Source organism: Ktedonobacter racemifer DSM 44963 (assembly GCF_000178855.1).
Lineage (GTDB): Bacteria > Chloroflexota > Ktedonobacteria > Ktedonobacterales > Ktedonobacteraceae > Ktedonobacter > Ktedonobacter racemifer.
Genome location: NZ_ADVG01000001.1, coordinates 2,207,481 through 2,226,593 on the forward strand (window position 1 = coordinate 2,207,481; position 19,113 = coordinate 2,226,593).

Sequence of the window (19,113 nt, forward strand, 5' to 3'; positions counted from 1 at the left end):
CCTACGCACACATGACGCGACTTCACTCACACAAGAGCAGCTTGAGCAAGCGTTACCAGCCTTCCTCGGAGAGCAGATGCAGCAGCCTCCTCGCTATTCCGCGATCAAAATTCAGGGACAGCCAGCCTATAAGCTGGCACGTGCCGGAAGTGAGATCGAGCTGGCACCTCGCCCCATTACGATCTCGCAACTGGAGATCCTGGCCTGGGAGCCTCCACGCCTGACGCTGGTGGTGGCGTGTAGCAAGGGTACGTATATTCGCTCGCTTGCTTATGATCTGGGTGAACATGTAGGAACAGGCGCACACCTGGGAGGGCTGATCCGCACACGCAGTGGCCCCTTTGCCCTCGCTGAGAGCATTACCCTCGACCAATTAGAGAGCGCCATTGCAGACGAAAGCGTCACACAATATCTCTTTCCAGCCGACGCCGCTCTTCGCCAGTATCCCGCGCTTACCCTGAGTACCGAACAGGTCACCCAGGTTCTGCATGGTAATCCCATTAGGACATCTGTCCAGGCCCCACAACCCGCTTCCACGCTGGCGCGTATATATAGCGAAGAGGGTCAATTTCTGGCGATTGCGCAATGGGACGACCAGCGCCAGTATTGGCATCCTAAAAAGGTCTTTGCCACCAGCACGCACTAGGTGTACCCCCTGTAATTACCTGGGGGCTACGAAAAAGGCGCCCAGCCTCGTAAGGAGCGTATTTTTCGTAGACACAATGTAGGCGCAATGGCTAATATTATTGCTGATAAAAATGGGCTGTGGTACTATAGTTATACTATGCATCAAAGGCAGATGCATGCCTATACGCAATTCTCAGAAATACTCTCACATACACACATACATCTATGAACTACACAACAACACTCACTAATTCAGAGCCGATTGTCGTGACCATCGGCAACTTTGATGGCATACATCGTGGACACCGGCACCTGTTGCAGAGGCTACATTCGCTCGCCGAACAGCTTCACAGCAAACCAGTGCTCGTGACCTTTACGCCACATGTCCTTATGGTCCTGCGGCCAGATATTTATGTCCAATACTTGACGACCCTGGAAGAAAAACTGCAAATCGCGCACCAGACTGGATATATTCAGGATACTATCGTTATCAATTTTACCCCTGAGGTGGCGGCTTTAAGCGCGGAAGACTTTATGGATCAGCTCTGCCAGCGCTTTCAGATTCGTGGTATGGTCGTCGGCTCCAACTTTAGCCTCGGACATAATCGGACAGGAAACGTCGCTTTCCTGCAAGCCTATGGGCAACGCCATGGCATTGAGGTTCAGTCGGTCGCCCTGGAAGAGGCGGGACAGGAGCGCATTAGTAGCACACGCATTCGTACGCTAGTAAGCGAGGGTCAGGTCGAGGAGGCCAACCGGCTCCTCGGGCACCCGGTACAGGTGGGCGGCATCGTTGTCCATGGCGATCAGCGTGGGCGCGTCCTTGGTTTCCCGACAGCAAACGTCCGTCCTGATCCCCATAAGCTCTTGCCCGCCAATGGGGTCTACGCGGCGCGTGTGTTTATATCCAAGCAAGAAGGCCCAGAAAGTGACGGGCAGGCAATTTCCCCCGTTTATAACGGTGTAGTCAATATTGGCATTCGTCCAACGTTTAATGGTAAAGAGCGTCTTGTTGAAGCGCATCTACTCGATGCTAAGCTTGATTTATACGACGCCTATATTGTGATAGAATTTATTGCCCGCTTGCGTGGTGAGCAGCGCTTTCCCGGAATTGAAGCCTTAAAGGCACAGATTGAAGCTGATAGCCAGCAAGCGCGACACATTTTAACTCTCAGGAGTGTGAGCAATTGAAAGCTCGCCAGAACCCGCTGAATAAATTTGAATCGTTCATGCAGCGCATGATTGAGCGCCCGTTCGCTCGCCTCTTTCCGTCTCGCCTCGAGCCGGTAGAGTTACAGCGCCATCTTGAGCGAGCCATGGAAGACAATACCCTCCTTCAGGGCGAGGGACGACGCCTTGCGCCCAACGTCTATGACATTTACCTGAGCATCAAAGATCATCAACAGTTTACACCCACCCAGGCAATGCTGGTCCGCGATTGGCAGAACCACCTGGTGGAGTTTGCACGTCATCGCCGCTATACCCTGCGTACCATGCCAGTGATTCGCCTACATGCCGCAAGCGACCTGGGTGTCAGCGAGGTACGCATCGAGACCGAGACTGCTGATGGACAGGCCGGTGGCGCAATGGCCACCCAGGCTCTGAGCGCGGAACAACTCGCACAAATCCGTGCCGCTCTTCCCCAGGGGCAACAGTTGCCCGGCATTTCGTCCGCGCCATCCAACCCACCCGCCTCGGGAAGTAATCCAAATTTCCCTCAGCAGCCTTCTGCATCGCCCGTGCCACAGGTAGCCCAGCCGCCTATGCCACAGGCCTGGCTCACAATCCGACTACCGCAGGCCAATCAGCAGATCTATCGCATCGAAAAGCCAATCGTCAACATTGGTCGCCAGCTAAGTAACGATATTATTGTTGAAGATAAACGCGTCTCGCGCTACCATGCCCAGATCAAGTTCCAGAGTGGCCATTTTTCGATCTTTGATCTCGGCAGCACCAATGGCATTACTATTAATGGGACCCCGCATATGCGGCAACATATGCTGCGCAATGGTGATTACTTTACCATTGGTAGCTACGACTTTTACTTTGAGAGAAGGTGAGCCTCGGCCCCATGCCATTACAAATTGATTCATTTTTATTCATCTTACGTATTCTCCTGGTCATCCTGCTGTACCTCTTCTTGATGCAGGTTGTCCTGGCCATTACACGCGACCTGCGCAAATCAGCCACCGGTGAAGATGGCGGTGCTGCTCGCGCCAAAACCATTGGGCATCTTGTGGTCGTCAATAGCGGCCCTAGCAACCTGATGCCGGGTACGCGCTTTGCCCTGGAGCCACAGACCACGATTGGTCGTGGCCCAACCAATACCATTCAGATCTCGGATCCAGTTGTCTCCGCGGAACATAGCCGCGTCTGGTTCCGTAACGGCTCCTGGTACGTCCAGGACGCTGGTAGCTCCAATGGTACCTACGTCAATAACCAACCTGCCCGTGAAGCTCTTCCTGCCCGAGCGGGCGATATTGTGAGCGTTGGTTATATTCAATTCAAACTCACCCAGTAACCAACGAGCCGTACGACTGTAAATGCTTACAAGATAGAGAGGTGTTAATCGAGGATGGCAAGCCAAGCACCCGGGACATTGTCACGCTACCGTTGGCGAGAATTAGGCCTGCTAATCATTCCCAGCTTGATCATTATCCTGGTAATGACTCAGCTACTTCTGGCCAACTCGCTCAAACAGGCCGCGCTTGATGCCAATGCTCCCTTTAGCACCAAAACACTCCCCCCACTTCAGGGGTTGATTCCAGTTCTGGGCCTGATCGCGGCCCTGCTGGGCGTGCACGCCGTGCTCAATATCTTCTTCCGCAAAGCCGACCAGGTTTTACTCCCTCTCGTTGGTCTCCTCAGCGGTATCGGCGTGCTTTTTGCCACACGCATCGGACCCGATTTACCTACTCCTATTGAGACGCTGGGTTCCCGCCAATTACTCTGGGTAGTCATTGGTATGGGACTCTGTTGTATCGTGCTAGCAGTACTCCGCGATGTCACCTGGCTCGGACGCTACAAATATACCTGGGCATTCGTGAGCTTCGTCTTAGCACTCCCAGCCCTTTACAATGGTATCCGTAGCCATGGTGGTGGTCCTACACGTGATGCGCTGACGGTAGGCGGCACCGGCTTACAGCCCTCTGAACTCCTTAAGATCACCCTGGTGATTTTCTTCGCCGCCTATCTCAATGATAACCGCGATATCCTGGCCCAGGGCTACCTGCGCCTGGGGAAGCTACATCTACCCCCGCTACGTCAGCTCGGCCCCCTGCTGACAATGCTAGGCCTGGCCCTGCTCATCTTTTTGATCGCGAGCGACCTGGGGCTGGCCTTGCTGATCTATTGTACCTTTCTCTCGCTGATGTATCTCGCCACTGGACGCCTGACTTACGTGCTTTCAGCGCTTGGCGCCTTTATCATACTCGGCTTCGTGGGCTACATGCTCCTCAGCTATGTCCGTAACCGCTTCGCCGTTGTGGGCTTCGACGTCGTTAATTGGCAGCACTGGACCACGAAAGACAACACCTTCGCCGACAATGCGGGGTATCAGATCTTGCAGGGCCTGATTGGCCTCAGCAGCGGCGGGCTCTTTGGTGCGGGTATTGGCATGGGACATCCAGGCGGCTTTATTCCCGTCGTCGAATCCGACCTGATGTTTTCAGGGCTGGGAGAAGAGATTGGTCTGATGGGCCTCTTTGCCATTCTAGGCATCTACCTCCTGATCATTCATCGTGGGTATCGCATCGCCACGCAGGCCACCGATACGTTCTCGCAACTCCTGGCAGCCGGCCTGACAACCATTTTTGCTGTCCAGACCCTGGTCATTATCGCCGGTAACTTAAAGCTCATGCCTCTGACCGGTATCCCCCTCCCATTCTTAAGCCAGGGAGGTAGCTCGGTACTGGCGAACTACATCATTATTGGTATCCTCCTGCGCATCTCGCATAACACTGCACTTCAACGCAACGGAGGAATCTAACACTACTAAACCTCGTACGCAGATTGCCTTGAGGCCCGTAGAGGGTGATCCTGGTTGACTGGCATAGTCAACCAGGATCACCCTCTACGGGCCTCAAAGTGTTTACGCAAACACGCTGCTTGTTTCTCGTTTCCCCTGGTGCTATACTGCCATTGTGGAGAGAAGCGTCTCCATCACACAATAAACACATCCATATTTTCTCTGCGGGGCACACGTTTTATGGGGCAATACCGGCAATGGCTTTATTATAGAGAAGCGAATCAGCAGTTGCAGGCGCAATTAAAACAGCAAGAGCAAATCTTGCAGCAACTCGAAGAGCAGGCACACGCACTCGAGCAAGCGCTTGCAGAGCATCACGAGCCAATTTACACGAATCCGCTGGTGAAAGCGCTCTTGTCCGAGCATCAGCGCGAACAAGCGCTTGCTGTGATCGAGCAACAGGGCGAGACCGCCCCCCATGCACCCAGGACAGAAGAAGCACACGCGGTAACAGCCAGTGAGCAGGCCAGCGCCAGGTCCGAGGCCAGGAATGAAGAGGCCCCCGCGGCCAGGCAACCACTTCAACGTGCCCCTGATGCTCCCTCAGTCGCCATCTGGGACGGTCCCATCTCTCCAGTTCCTCCTGCTACTCCGGAGAAAACAGCGACCCCCAGTCAGCGCCCTGACGCCTCCAAAGCGTCGGCGATCTTTGGCACCCCCGTAGAGGAGGCTAGCCAGAACCAGCCAGAACTCAACTCCACAGCGTCCGCTGAAGAGTCTGATGAACTCCTGGTCGATCAGCAGGCAGATCGGGTCAATCAGTCCATTCAGCGCTGGGCGAAGCGCTGGCACCGTGATACCTCATCAAAACCTGGTCAGGAGAGGAGGCTGGAAGGGCATGAATAAACCCGATAGCAGGCTGGCAGCCGGCCAGGAGAAGCGTGAACACACACACGCCGAAATGGAACACATCGGCAAGCCAGTAGCCTTGCCTGAGGCCCTGGTGGCGCTCTTCGCGCACCTGGATCCCGCGCAGGTTGAGCAATTTACGCACTCCTACCAGCTCTGGACGCTCCAACAGCGCCAGGCCCTGGTACAGCAGGAGGTCGCCTGGCTCCAGCAACAAATCGCGGATAATGCATCGCTTACTGAGTCAGTACAGCCCTCTCCCATCGCGCTGGCAGCCCTTGCGCGCTTGCAAGCCAGTGGCGTCGAGAATCTGCATCTGCTGGATCAGATGCTTGATCGAGGCGACACCTGGCTCGACCATACCGCGCAACTTTTAGAGCGCTGTGAAAAGCTGGACCTTATTCGCGGTGACTACACTCGCTGGTGCGAGAACGCCCTCGAAGGGGCCTATGACTGGCTCGACTCCATGAACGATGAAGAGGCCTCGCAGGATCTACAGTCCTCCCAGGTTCTCCAGCCCGTCGCCCAGGAGGGAAATGACCTGGCGATTGTGCCTACTGCGGAAGAGCTTTTACAGAAGCTCATGAGCGATGACGACAGTCTTGAAGAGCCGCAGCAGGCACACCAGGAGAGTATCGCTCCCGCGCCTGAACAAGCAGAGATGACCGAAACGACAACATCGCCTGTAGCGAGCGATGAAATCACCTCTGCCCCGATACAGGAACAGCCTACAGTGGAGTCTCCTAGAGCAGAAATCCAGGCAACCAGGCGCACTACCCAGGAACTCCCCCCATTGGAGGAAGAGGAACCAACCCCTATTGAAGACATGCAGACGCTGCCACATGCCACTCAAGAGCACGCCATAGTGCAAGCGGAAGAGTCACTGGTAAACGAGCCAGAATTAGAGCTAGCCCTGGACGAGATCGATACTCGTCCCATGACTCCGGAGCCAGGCGAAAGCGCCGACCAGAATGAGCAGGTTCCTACAGAGACACCTGAGATGCATACGCCTTCGCCCAGCGAACAAGCAATAGAGGAGCAAGAGGTGACGGGGCTAGATGAAGAGGACACGATTGAACTGGTGCCACGTCGCAAACCCCAGAAGAGCACATCCCCAGAAATCGCCAGCGCCGAACCAGGGGCTGAGGCGTCTCCACGAAAGCCTCAAGAAGATGAGGTCCTGGAAGAGGAAGAGGTACAGGGCGAAGTTGAGTTGCCAGCACCGGTTGCTATCGAAGATGAGCCAACCATCCCCCTCCAGCCCAGGCATCTGCCCGACGCAGGCGCAGAAATGCAACATAACGCGCCCACAGCCATGACAAACCATAGTCAACCTGAAGGGGCTAGAGAAGAGGCTGCCAGGATGGCCGAGGAGCCTGGTAAGCAAACCATACAGGAACATACGACAGATAGCGAAAATAAAAAAAATCCAGCGCCTGAAAAGCCTCAAGAAAAGGCTACGAGGACCAGTGAGAAGGGGTTACCAGTCCTCGTTCGGAAAGTGCTCAGGCAGATCTGGAATACGTAAACGCAGCCAGGGACAGGCCCTGGCACGACGTATTAGTTCTTTAATGGACCAGACATGCCCGGCATCTGCATTATTGGCGCGGTCGGCTGCATCTGTATAGGACCTGGACCAGAGCCAGCAGGTCCCTGGGGCGGCATCGTCGCACTGGGCGCCTGGGGAGGCTGAGGCGACTGCGCCTGCTGCGCTTGCTGCTGTTCCAGCTCTTTGACTCGTTGGCGCAGTTTTTGGATCTGCTTGCGATCAGAGATGGCAGACCCCACGCTCGAAAGGTATAACAAGAGCGCACCGAGGATAAACGCACCCAGAATCAAAAGCCCTGCTGGCAGCGCTGGCGCTTGCCAGATCAAGACCTCGAGTTGCGTTGTATTACTCAGGTTCTGGACCGCAACGAGCGTTATCACACCACCCGCAAGCACGATCATCACTAGTACAAGGTAGAACACGATGCCCTCCTTAATCAAATATATCAATATTATAATCCAACTGGCGCGAGTTACAAGTGGTATAGCCATTATTAGCAGGAATTCCCAATTTCTCTTTCGCCCCTGCCTCGGCTCGCAAGCTCACCTAGGGTACAGAGTATGGTGGTAGATGATCTGGCTTTGACAGGTCATCTACCACCATACCCTGTACCCTTGAGCGCCGCAGGCGCGAAAGCTCCTCTCACGCAAGGGCACTGCATTTCCTACTCTTCTTCCACCAAATTGACGCATGCACAGAATAGAATTATACTGAGACACGTGATCACAGGAGGGAAAAAGCAAGTGTTATTTGAAGAGTTCGCGAACGAGACCAACAGCCAGAGTCCAGTACGCGCACAATATCTGAATATTAAACGCCAAAATCCAGACGCCATCCTTTTCTTCCGCATGGGCGACTTCTACGAAATGTTTGATGATGACGCCGAGATCGTCGCCCGCGAACTGGAAATCGCCCTGACCCGGCGCGACTTTGGGCGTGGGCAGAAATCCCCCATGGCGGGTATTCCTCATCACGCGGCCGACGGCTATATTGCCCGACTCGTTGGCAAGGGGTACCGCGTGGCAATCTGCGAGCAGGTGAGCGATCCCGCCCTCTCGAAGGGACTGGTTGAGCGCGAAGTAGTCCGCATTGTCACGCCTGGCACCATCATAGACCCCTCCATGCTGGCCGCGAAACGCAATAATTTTCTGGCTGCGGTCGTCCCCGGTCGAGGTGCCATTGGTATCGCGTATATCGACATTACAACGGGCGAGTTCGCGGTCACACAATTTGCCACGCCTGAGCCTGAGCTAGCCATTCAACAGGAGATCTCACGCGTCAGTCCCGCCGAGGTGCTGGTCGAAGCCCACTATAGCCGCCTGGGCAATCGCAAGAAGCGCTGGCTGGCCACTGTCATGAGCGAGAAGCAGGTCACAAAGTTGGGGAGCAACGGGAACGCCAACGCGGAAATTCCCGACCTGGAGGCGGAAGAGGATGAGGAAGAAGATTATGCGCCCCTCGTCAAACTGCTCTCAGGTCTGGCCGGGCATGTCACCCCCTATGACTCACGCTACTTCGCCGAAGACGATGCCCGTCACCGCCTGCTCAAGCAGTTTGAGGTCTCCTCACTTGAAGGCTTTGGCTGCGCCCATCTGCCCCTGGCCGTCCGGGCCGCAGGCGCCGTTCTCTCTTATGTGCAGGAGACTCAGAAGGGCCTGCTCCAACACCTGATCGCGCTGGAAACCTACTCGACCAATAACTTTATGACCCTCGATCCTTACACCCGCCGCAACCTGGAACTCTTTGAGACAGGACGCCTGAACTCGGTCAAAGGCTCGCTGCTCTGGGTGCTGGATAAGACGCATTCGCCGATGGGAGGGCGCCTGCTGCGGCGCTGGATCGGACAGCCCCTGCTGGATATTCCTACCCTACAACTGCGCCAGCAGACGATTAGCGAACTCCTCACCGATACCCTGCTCCAGGCGCGCCTGGGAGAGGCACTCAAACGCGCAGGCGACCTGGAGCGCCTGATCAACCGCGTTCGCCAGCGTATCGCCAACCCACGCGACCTGGTGGCCCTCGCAACGGGCCTGCACGCCGCCGCCGAGGTACGCACCTGCCTCGATGAAACCGCGAGCGAGAACGCGCCCTCCCTTGTACGCCTGGTTGATCGCCTCGCCGAGAATGACGATATCATCGAGCTCATTGAAAAGGCCATTATCGAAGAGCCACCCGTCAGTATCAACGAAGGCGGCATCATCCGTGCGGGTTTTAGCGCCGAGCTGGACAAGCTTAAAGAGGCCTCACAGAATGGCCGGCAATGGATTACCGAACTGGAACAGCGCGAGCGCAAACGCACGGGTATCTCAAATCTGCGCGTCGGCTTCAACAAAGCCTATGGCTACTTTATCGAGATCACCAACGCCAACCTGAATCGCGCGCCCACTGAATATATTCGCCGCCAGACGCTCACCAATAGCGAGCGCTATATCACCCCCGATCTCAAAGAGTACGAGACGCTGATCCTGAACGCACAAGATCGCATCAACAAGATGGAGAACGAGTTCTTTACGCAATTGCGCTCGGATATCGCGATCCATGCCGCTGAACGCATCCTGGATACCGCCCACGCCATCGCTGAGATCGACGTTTTTCTGAGCCTGGCGGAGGTCGCGGCAAAAAGTGACTATTGTCGCCCCCAGCTCAACGAGGACGACACCATCCATATTGTGGCCGGGCGTCACCCCGTTGTCGAGCAGGCACAGACGGATACCCCGTTTATCCCCAATGATACCGACATCTCAAATCACGAGGCCCAGATCGCCATCATCACAGGCCCCAATATGGCAGGTAAGTCAACCTACTTGCGCCAGGTGGCACTCATTACCTTGATGGCTCAGATTGGCTCCTATGTCCCGGCCGAGTCGGCCACCATTGGCATTGTGGATCGCATTTTTACCCGTATCGGCGCCCAGGACGACCTGGCCACGGGCCAGAGCACCTTTATGGTCGAGATGGTCGAGACCGCCAATATCCTACATCACGCCACGCCGCGCAGCCTGCTGATCCTCGATGAGATCGGGCGCGGCACCAGTACCTATGATGGCCTGGCCATCGCGCGCGCCATCGTGGAGTACCTGCATAATAATAAGCGCTGTGGCGCACGCACCTTCTTCGCCACGCATTATCATGAACTGGTCGAGGTGAGCAAACTGCTCCCACGCATTCGCTGCCTCAATGTGGCCGTGGCCGAGGAAGATGGCAAGGTCATTTTCCTGCGCAAGATTGTGCCTGGAGGCGCGGATCGCAGCTACGGCATTCACGTAGCCCAGCTAGCTGGCATTCCCCGGCCCGTTCTCCACCGCGCAGAAGAGATCCTCGCCGAGCTTGAACGCCAGGGAGATGCCAAGGCGCGCCGCAAGGCCATGCGCGATATGGCGATGCCCGCCGCCTGGCAGATGACGCTACTGGCGTCCGAGCCACACCCGCTCATTGATGAGCTGAAAACCATGAAGGTTGATGAGCTAACGCCCATAGAGGCTATCAGTAAGCTCTATGAACTACAACAAAAAGCACAACGTGACTCGTGAATAGGGTGTATATGCGTATGGCGCGGGCAATGTCCGCGCCATACGCATATACACCCTATCCCTGCGCGCCGCAGGCGCGAGAGCAGATGCTAAACGTACATTACTCATCTATCTACCATCTTGAACCCATCTGTGATATCATTAAAGAGGTTGGCGATAGTGTACGATTTACAATAAATAAAATCTCTTTGTTGGAGGATTAATGACAACGCAACAGCAATCACCAGTACAGCCAAAGCAACTTGAGGACCTTTGCATCAATACTATTCGTACTCTTGCTATGGATGGTGTACAGAAAGCCAACTCCGGACATCCCGGCACCGCCATGGCGCTCGCGCCACTCACCTATCTGCTCTGGACCAAGTATATGCGCCACAATCCGCGCAATCCACACTGGTTCAACCGCGACCGCTTCATTCTCTCCGCGGGCCACGCATCTATGCTGCTCTACAGCATGCTACACCTGACGGGCTATGATCTGCCCCTTGAAGAACTGAAAAACTTCCGCCAGTGGGGTAGCCGCACGCCTGGTCATCCCGAATACCACCACGTCCCCGGCGTTGAGACCACAACTGGCCCCCTGGGGCAGGGCTTCGTCAATGGTGTTGGTATGGCAATCGCACAACGCTTCCAGGCCAGCCGCTACAACCGCCCTGACCATACACTGCTTGATCACTACATTTACACTATCTGTAGCGATGGCGACCTGATGGAGGGTATCACCTCCGAGGCGGCCTCTATTGCCGGTCACCTGAAGCTGGGGAAACTCATCTACTTCTATGACGACAACAAGATTACCATCGAGGGCGACACCAGCCTGGCCTTCACAGAGAATGTTGGTGCGCGCTTCGAGAGCTACGGCTGGCATGTGCAGCACATCGCCGACGTCAACGACCTGGAAGCCGTGAGCCAGGTCATCGAAGCTGCCCAGGCCGATGAACGTCCCTCAATCGTTGTCACTCGCACGCACATCGCCTATGGCAGCCCAAATAAACAGGACAAAGAGTCGGCCCATGGTTCGCCTCTGGGTGAGCAGGAGATTCTGCTGACCAAGAAAAACCTTGGCTGGCCCTCTGAGGAGCCTTTCTACGAGCCAGAAGAGGCCGTGGCCTATTTCCGCCAGGCCGTTGAGCGTGGCGCGCAGCAAGAGTTGGCCTGGCAGGAGCAGTTCGCGGCCTATGCCAAAGCCTATCCCGAGCTGGCCCAGTTGTGGCAGCAGGAGCAGGACGGCAAGCTTCCCGAGGGCTGGGACAGCGAAATCCCAACCTTTAAAGCAGGCGAGGCCCTGGCCAGCCGCGCTGCCTCAGGCAAGACCATCAATGCGCTCGCGCCTAAGCTACCTAACCTGATCGGAGGCTCCGCCGACCTGGCGCCTTCCACCAATACCTATATGAAAGGCCTGGGCGATTTCACGGCTGACGAGAACGGTCGCAATATGCACTTTGGTATCCGCGAGCATGCCATGGGCGCGATCCTCAATGGTATGGCACTCTACGGAGGCCTCATTCCCTTTGGCGCGACCTTCCTCATCTTCTCTGAGTACATGCGCCCACCCATCCGCCTGGCCGCAATCATGCGCCAGAAGGCCATCTATGTCTACACCCATGACAGCATTGGCGTCGGCGAGGACGGTCCTACCCATCAGCCTATCGAGCAGCTGGCGGCCCTGCGCGCCATCCCTGGCCTGACCGTCATCCGCCCGGGTGACGCGAACGAGACAGCCGAGGCCTGGCGCAACGCCATCACCATTGAGGGTCCGGTCGCCATCGTGCTCTCACGCCAGAACCTGCCCACCGTGGACCGCACCACGCATGCCAGCGCGGCCAATGTGGCTAAAGGTGCCTATGTCATCAGCGATAGCGAGGCGACACCACAGGTTATCCTGATCGCGACTGGCTCCGAGCTGGCCCTGGCGCTTAGCTCAGCAGAAAAGCTGCGACAAGAGGGCATCGCCGTTCGTGTAGTAAGTATGCCCAGCCACGAACTCTTTGAGAAGCAGAGCGCCGAGTATAAAGAAAGCGTCCTGCCTAAGAGTGTACGGGCACGTATCGCGATCGAGGCTGCCTCTCCCTTCGGTTGGGAGCGCTACGTTGGCCTGGATGGTGATACCGTCACCCTGGATCACTACGGCGCCTCGGCTCCGTTCAGCGTCCTCTACGAGAAGTTTGGCTTCACCGTAGAGAATGTCACCACTAAGGCGAAAAATCTGCTTTAAGCGCAGAGAGAAAGAGAAGGGCCAGGAGCCACTGTCAGGGACAAGAGTACTATAGCCAGCCTTCGCTCCTGGCACATCTTTGAAAGTGAGGGAGACACCTCTCCCTCTTACCCTCAAATACCTGTTATATCTACTTGACAAATGGGTTGCCTTTGGTAGTACGATTTAGAGGGCAACAGATACAAGCTTGACGAAGATGTGTACTTACAAGCGTACATTCATCATATAAGGAGAAGAATGTAATGACCAATCCACTGGTACAGTTACAGGACCAGGGACAGAGCGTCTGGTACGACAATATTGACCGTGCTCAGATCGCTTCTGGCGAGTTCACGAGAATGCTGAAAGAAGATGGCATTCTTGGTGTGACCGCCAACCCGACAATTTTTGAGAAATCCATTAGCGCCGGTCATGCCTATGATGAGCAGATGCAGCAGCTCATCAAAGAGGGCAAGAGCTCCAACGAGATCTACGAGGACCTGGTTATTCAGGACATCCGCACCGTTGCCGACCTGCTACGCCCTATCTATGATCGCACCGAGGGCAAGGATGGCTATGTCAGCCTGGAGGTCTCCCCAGAGCTCGCCAACGACACCGAGGGCACGATTAAAGAGGCTGAGCGCTTCTGGAATATAGTCGAGCGCCCCAACCTGATGATCAAGATCCCTGCGACCCCGGCTGGCATTCCCGCCATCTATGAGACCCTACGCAAAGGCATCAACGTCAACATCACCTTGATCTTCTCACTACAGTCCTATGCTGATGTCGTCGATGCCTATGTGCGCGCACTCGAGGAGCGCAACAGCGGGGGTCAGGATATCAGCCGCATCGCCTCGGTCGCCAGCTTCTTTGTCAGCCGCGTTGATACGCTGGTCGACAAGCTGCTTGAGGACAAGATCAAGGCCGGTGGCGCTGCCTCGCTCAAAGAGCTTGAGGGCAAGGCCGCTATCGCCAACGCGCGTCTCGTCTACCAGGACTTCAAACGCTTCTTCAACACCCCTCGCTTCGAGACGTTGAAGCATGCGGGCGCGCATGTGCAGCGTCCGCTGTGGGCCAGCACCAGCACCAAGAACCCGGCCTACCGCGACGTCCTCTATGCCGAGGAACTGATTGGCCCTGATACGGTTGACACCATGCCTCTTGACACCATCAAGAACTTCCGCGACCATGGTATCGTCAAAAACACCATCGAGAACGATATCGAGGGCGCGAAGCGGACACTTGATGAGCTGGAGAAGAATGGTATCCAGTACGACCAGGTCACCAAGCAGTTGCAGGACGAAGGGGTCCAGAAGTTCATTGATTCTTTCCACCAGCTCTTCGCTGGTATTAAGAGCAAGAAACAGGCACTCAAAGAGCAGGTTGCTGACTAGAGGTCTGCACAGGCACCAATAGACGCCTGCCAGGCGCCAGGGTAGGGATACATTATCCCTGCCCTGTTCTGCTGCGTTTCTTCATAGACTTTCTTGAAGAACAAGCACAGAAATTCAGGCGCACTCGCGCGCGTATATACTATAAAGTATTTCACTGCATCAGTTCGCTTATCACCGGTTCTTTTCTCCATGGCAGGTAGCCAGATGCTACCATGAGGGGTTATACTTCTTGTAGAGACGAACTATCTGCTGGACTAACAAGCACCAGGAGACCGGCGTTACCAGAGTTTGACAACACGATCTTAGATTACATGTCTTAGATTACACATTCTTGAATGAGGAGATTACACTCATGCCTCAGCGTAGCGTAGTCGAAGCGCCCAACCCCTTTCGCGAGGGGCTACGCATTAAACAGAGCCCAGAACCATGCGTGATGGTCATCTTCGGCGCTACCGGCGACCTGACTCACCGCAAGTTGCTGCCAGCGCTCTATAACCTGGCCCTGGAACATCCCCTGCCCGCAGGCTTCTCTGTCGTGGCATTCGCACGCCGTCCTTACAATGATGAGGTCTTTCGCAAACAGGCGCTCGACTCTATCAACGAGTTTTCTCGTCAGAAGCCAGTAAACGAGCAGGTCTGGGAGAGCTTCTCCAATGGCATCTTCTACCTGCAATCCGACTTCCATGAGCCAGAAGGCTATGAGAAACTCGCAGCTCTACTCAACCGCCTTGACCAGGAGCGGGGCACCAGTGGCAATCGCATCTTCTACCTATCCACGCCACCCAGCCAGTATCCTACCATTATTCAGAACCTGGGGGCCGTTGGTCTCAACCGCAACCGTAAAGGGTGGACGCGCATCATTGTCGAGAAACCCTTTGGTCATGATCTCACTTCTGCTCGCGAGTTGAACCGCCAGATCGGTAAGGTCTTTAAAGAGGATCAGATCTATCGCATTGACCACTACCTGGGGAAAGAGACCGTCCAGAATATCCTGGTCTTCCGCCTGGCCAATGGCATCTTCGAACCTATCTGGAACCGGCGCTATATCGATCATGTCCAGATTACTGTTGCCGAGAATATCGGCATTGAGGGCCGCGGTGGCTACTACGAAGAGTCAGGCGCCATCCGCGATATGATTCAAAACCATATGCTCCAGTTGCTGACGCTGGTAGCCATGGAACCCCCCATTGCCTTTGATGCCAACGCGGTCCGCGACGAAAAGGTGAAAGTGCTCCACGCGCTTCAGCCGCTCTCTGGTCGCGAGGCCCTCCAAAACACGATACGCGCCCAATACACGGCTGGCTATGTCGGTGGACACCAGGTCGGCGGCTACCTGAGCGAGAACGGCGTCTCACCAACGTCCTACACCGAGACCTATGTTGCCATGAAATTGTTCATTGACAACTGGCGCTGGGCAGGCGTTCCATTCTACCTGAGAACAGGCAAACACCTTCCCAAGCGTGTCACAGAGATCGCCATTCAATTTAAGCAGCCACCTCTGATGATCTTTAAGCAAAATGATGCTCAGGGGCAGGTCGAACCAAACGTCTTGACGCTGCGTATCCAGCCAGATGAAGGTATCTCCTTGAAATTCGGTGCCAAGGTACCGGGTACCGATCAGCAGATTCGCTCGGTTAATATGGACTTCTTCTACGGCTCGTCCTTCGTACGCGAGCAGCCCGAGGCCTACGAGCGTCTCTTGCTTGATGCCATGCTCGGCGACTCAACCCTCTTCACCCGCCGCGACGAGGTAGAGGCCGCCTGGACCTTTGTACAGGGCATTCTTGATGCCTGGAAGAACGAGTCACCTGCCACCATTCATACCTATGAGTCTGGTACGTGGGGACCCCAGGGCTCCGATGAGTTCATCTGGCGAGATGGCTTCCGCTGGCGCCGTCCTTGATTATAACAGCCTGTATGCTTAGTTTGTAGCGATAAAAGATGTAGCACAACGCAGTCCACATGAACAATGAAGTTCACTTTGATGAAGGGGAACGGGAATGACGAAGGCATCCTTTGAAAACCCAGGCGTGCATCTCCCCTGGGCTGGTAAACCGGTACGCATGGAAGAGGCCGAGGAGATTCTCACCTCGCTCTGGCACCTGTCCGCCGACAACGTGCGCATTAGCCAGAATGTGAATGTGCGCGCCAGTGTCCTCAATTTTGTCATCTGTGCGCCGGACATAGCCACAGCGCAGCGCGCTAGCTCACTGCTTCGCGATCTCTGTAGTACCCATATTGCGCGCGTCATACTGCTCATCCTTGATACCAGCGAAAGTTCACCCACCGAGGTCAGCACGTGGGTGACCCTCCGCTCGTTTCCAGTCATCTCCGATATCATGCGCCACAACTTTGAACAGATTACGATCATGCTCAGTGGGTCCGCTCTTCGCTCCGCAGCTACGATCATCCAGCCCTTGCTCAAACCAGAGCTTCCCATTTATCTGTGGTGGCTCCAGGATCCGCCCCGTGATGAGACCCTCTTTTCGCACCTGGCACAGACAAGCAATCGCGTCATTGTCGATTCCGAAAGCTTCCTTCAGCCAGAGAATAGCCTGGCTCGCCTGGCAGCGCACCTGCAAGACACGGCGGAGAACTCCAGCTGGGCGCTCAGCGATCTTAATTGGGGGCGCATCACGCCCTGGCGTCAACTGGTCGCGCAATTTTTCGATGTGCCCGCCTATCAAGACTACTTGAGCGGCATCTATCAAATAGAGATTGAGCACGCCATTTCACCTACCAGGGACACCACTGGCGCGAACGGCAGCAGTCCTACAACTCCTACCGTCAATCCAACGCGCGCGCTCCTCTTTTCCGCCTGGCTACTCAAGAGCCTGAACTGGCAGATCGATACCGCCAATGAACGGAACCAGCATCATCCAGAGACGGGCGAGCATTCCTGGCATACATCACACGCCACGGGCAAGCTCCAATTACCAGGCACAGATGAACTCCTGGTTCATAGTGGGCGTGGCAGTATTACCATTCGCCCTCGTGTTGAACCCGCGCTCACACCTGGCTCACTCTGCCTGGTCCGTATCTTAAGTGCCCTCGATGATAAACATGCGACCTTTGCCATTGATCGCGCCGATGGCGCGGAATATGCGATCACCTCGGTCGAGCTACCCGAAGGCACACGCCATCAACGCACCGTTAGCCTGGGACAAAGTTCCTCGCGCATAGCCAGCACCTTGCTGCACGATGAGCTAGAGATTCTAGGACATGATCGCCTCTTTGAGGCCGCGCTCAATGAAGTCTATAGACTTCTTGTAGAATAACAACAGGCACGTCTGGTATGTGGTGAGGTGCAGTCTGGCAGCCACTGGCTGCCAGACTGCACCTCACCACATACCAGGGCGAGCGCCACAGGCGTGAGATGTCACGCCAAAGACCTGCACATCGTGTACTACTCAGTCAGCTTTGTAGGAGAGAAACAAACATGCAAAATAGACATATCTCCGTCTACTCCAGCCTGGACACACTCAGCCAGGCTGCGGCTCGCTACGTTATTCAAGTCGCGCAAGAAGCCATCGTCTCACATGGGCGCTTTACCTTTGCGCTCTCTGGCGGCAATACCCCTAAAGCACTTTTTAAACTACTCGCCGCCGAACCCTACACCAGCCAGATTGATTGGAACCTGGTCGATATTTTCTGGTCTGACGAGCGCTGCGTGCCGCCCGAGAGCGAGGATAGCAGCTACCGCCTGGCGATGGACACCATGCTGAGCAAAGTTCCCATTCCCGCCAGCCAGATTCACCGCATGCATGCCGAGGAGAAGGATCGCGACGCAGCCTCTCAAGCCTATACCGAGGAGATGCGCCGCGTCTTTGGCACCTCTGGCACCCCCGCCTTTGACCTGATTCTCTTAGGCATGGGACCCGAGGCCCATACCGCCTCCCTCTTCCCACATCAGCCCTCGCTTCAGGAGCGTGAGCGCCTGGTCATGCCTGTGAGCGTACCCAAGCCTCCCCCTGCGCGCCTGACCCTTACGCCTCCTGTCTTGCAGGCTCCGCGCCATGTGCTCTTCCTGGTCACGGGCCAGGATAAGGCAGAAGCCGTCAAAGAAGTCATTGAAGGAGCACGCAACCCTGACGAGTACCCAGCGCAGCTGGTCCAGCCCACACAGGGTGATGTGACCTGGCTCTTCGATACTGCGGCAGCCTCACAACTCACGCATAAGGCGTAAGAAAGAAGGAAAAGAAGCATGGTCGAGATCGTTCCTTCCATCCTCTCTGCCGACTTTACCCGCCTTGGGGAGCAGGTCCGCGACGCTGAAACGGGAGGGGCCGGGCGTATCCAGATCGATGTGATGGATGGGCATTTTGTGCCCAACATCACGATGGGTCCCCTGGTAGTCGAGGCGGTTCGCCGCAGCACCAGGCTCCCGCTTGAGGCTCACCTGATGATCACCAATCCCCAGGAGTATATTCAGACCTTCGCCCAGGCAGGCGCCGATGTGATTATCGTGCACCAGGAGGTGTGCCCGCACCTGCACCGCGTCATCCAACAGGTTAAAGCGACGGGGAGACGGGTTGGCGTAGCGCTCAATCCCTCTACGCCTGTTTTCCTCTTGAAGGATGTGCTCTCGCTCCTCGATATGGTACTCATCATGACGGTGAATCCCGGCTTTGGGGGTCAGGACTTCATTCCTGAGACCCTGCCCAAAATCGTGGAACTGCGCCGCATGCTGGCCGAGCGTAACCTCTCCTGCGATATCGAGGTCGATGGCGGTATCTCTGAGAAGACCGCGGCAAGCGTTGTCAAAGCCGGGGCAAACCTCCTGGTCGCTGGCTCCTCGGTCTATAACCAGCGCGAAACAGTTAAGCAGGCCATTGAGCGCCTACAGCGAGCTGCGACCAGCGAGAGGCTCTAACCAGGATCTGGAGAATAACGAGGAAAAGGCTCAAATGAAACAACATCACTTGAGCCTCTTCCTCTTTGCT

General features: G+C 55.8%; 15 protein-coding genes. 14 read left to right on the forward strand and 1 reads right to left on the reverse strand.

The window, feature by feature from the left end; all coding sequences use genetic code 11:
• The 7 genes from KRAC_RS73660 to KRAC_RS09615 all read left to right on the forward strand — a co-directional run.
• On the forward strand, positions 1-646 hold a 646-nt coding region (locus KRAC_RS73660), incomplete at its 5' end, for a tRNA pseudouridine(55) synthase TruB (protein ID WP_040442201.1).
• Positions 647-852: 206 nt separating this feature from the next.
• The gene (locus KRAC_RS09590) at positions 853-1,818 is read left to right on the forward strand and encodes a bifunctional riboflavin kinase/FAD synthetase (protein WP_007906467.1); all 966 of its coding nucleotides are present in this window, start codon (positions 853-855) and stop codon (positions 1,816-1,818) included.
• Positions 1,815-2,687 (forward strand): DUF3662 and FHA domain-containing protein, encoded by an 873-nt coding sequence (locus KRAC_RS09595; protein ID WP_007906468.1) that lies wholly within the window; start codon positions 1,815-1,817, stop codon positions 2,685-2,687. The genes KRAC_RS09590 and KRAC_RS09595 overlap by 4 nt, the downstream gene beginning before the upstream one ends.
• 11 nt (positions 2,688-2,698) lie before the next feature.
• Complete coding sequence (locus tag KRAC_RS09600) at positions 2,699-3,148, forward strand: FHA domain-containing protein (protein WP_007906469.1); 450 nt, start codon at positions 2,699-2,701, stop codon at positions 3,146-3,148.
• A gap of 54 nt (positions 3,149-3,202) precedes the next feature.
• Positions 3,203-4,615, forward strand: coding sequence for an FtsW/RodA/SpoVE family cell cycle protein (locus KRAC_RS09605; RefSeq protein ID WP_007906470.1), 1,413 nt, complete (start codon positions 3,203-3,205; stop codon positions 4,613-4,615).
• A gap of 267 nt (positions 4,616-4,882) precedes the next feature.
• The gene (locus KRAC_RS09610) at positions 4,883-5,500 is read left to right on the forward strand and encodes a hypothetical protein (RefSeq protein ID WP_040442203.1); all 618 of its coding nucleotides are present in this window, start codon (positions 4,883-4,885) and stop codon (positions 5,498-5,500) included.
• On the forward strand, positions 5,493-7,031 hold the full coding sequence (locus KRAC_RS09615) for a hypothetical protein (RefSeq protein WP_007906475.1): 1,539 nt from the start codon (positions 5,493-5,495) through the stop codon (positions 7,029-7,031). Before KRAC_RS09610 ends, KRAC_RS09615 begins: the two co-directional genes overlap by 8 nt.
• A 32-nt stretch (positions 7,032-7,063) precedes the next feature.
• Here KRAC_RS09615 and KRAC_RS09620 read toward each other — a convergent pair whose 3' ends face one another.
• Positions 7,064-7,474 (reverse strand): lipopolysaccharide assembly protein LapA domain-containing protein, encoded by a 411-nt coding sequence (locus KRAC_RS09620; protein ID WP_157506367.1) that lies wholly within the window; start codon positions 7,472-7,474, stop codon positions 7,064-7,066.
• 321 nt (positions 7,475-7,795) lie between these two features.
• On the opposite strand from KRAC_RS09620, the gene mutS reads away from it, so the two are divergent.
• The 7 genes from mutS to rpe all read left to right on the forward strand — a co-directional run bounded on the left by mutS (position 7,796) and on the right by rpe (position 19,043).
• The gene (gene mutS, locus KRAC_RS09625; protein WP_040442207.1) at positions 7,796-10,582 is read left to right on the forward strand and encodes a DNA mismatch repair protein MutS; all 2,787 of its coding nucleotides are present in this window, start codon (positions 7,796-7,798) and stop codon (positions 10,580-10,582) included.
• A 202-nt stretch (positions 10,583-10,784) separates the two neighbouring features.
• Positions 10,785-12,797, forward strand: coding sequence for a transketolase (gene tkt / locus KRAC_RS09630; RefSeq protein WP_007906482.1), 2,013 nt, complete (start codon positions 10,785-10,787; stop codon positions 12,795-12,797).
• A 242-nt stretch (positions 12,798-13,039) separates the two neighbouring features.
• Positions 13,040-14,170, forward strand: a complete 1,131-nt coding sequence (gene tal, locus KRAC_RS09635) for a transaldolase (RefSeq protein ID WP_007906483.1) — start codon at positions 13,040-13,042, stop codon at positions 14,168-14,170.
• A 352-nt stretch (positions 14,171-14,522) separates the two neighbouring features.
• Positions 14,523-16,073, forward strand: a complete 1,551-nt coding sequence (gene zwf, locus KRAC_RS09645) for a glucose-6-phosphate dehydrogenase (protein WP_007906484.1) — start codon at positions 14,523-14,525, stop codon at positions 16,071-16,073.
• A 97-nt stretch (positions 16,074-16,170) separates the two neighbouring features.
• Positions 16,171-17,448 carry a glucose-6-phosphate dehydrogenase assembly protein OpcA gene (locus KRAC_RS09650; protein ID WP_007906486.1) on the forward strand — a complete coding sequence of 426 codons (1,278 nt, stop codon included), beginning with the start codon at positions 16,171-16,173 and terminating at the stop codon, positions 17,446-17,448.
• Between the two features lie 161 nt (positions 17,449-17,609).
• On the forward strand, positions 17,610-18,356 hold the full coding sequence (gene pgl / locus KRAC_RS09655; protein ID WP_007906488.1) for a 6-phosphogluconolactonase: 747 nt from the start codon (positions 17,610-17,612) through the stop codon (positions 18,354-18,356).
• 18 nt (positions 18,357-18,374) lie between these two features.
• Complete coding sequence (rpe, locus tag KRAC_RS09660; RefSeq protein WP_007906490.1) at positions 18,375-19,043, forward strand: ribulose-phosphate 3-epimerase; 669 nt, start codon at positions 18,375-18,377, stop codon at positions 19,041-19,043.
• Positions 19,044-19,113 lie beyond the last annotated feature (70 nt).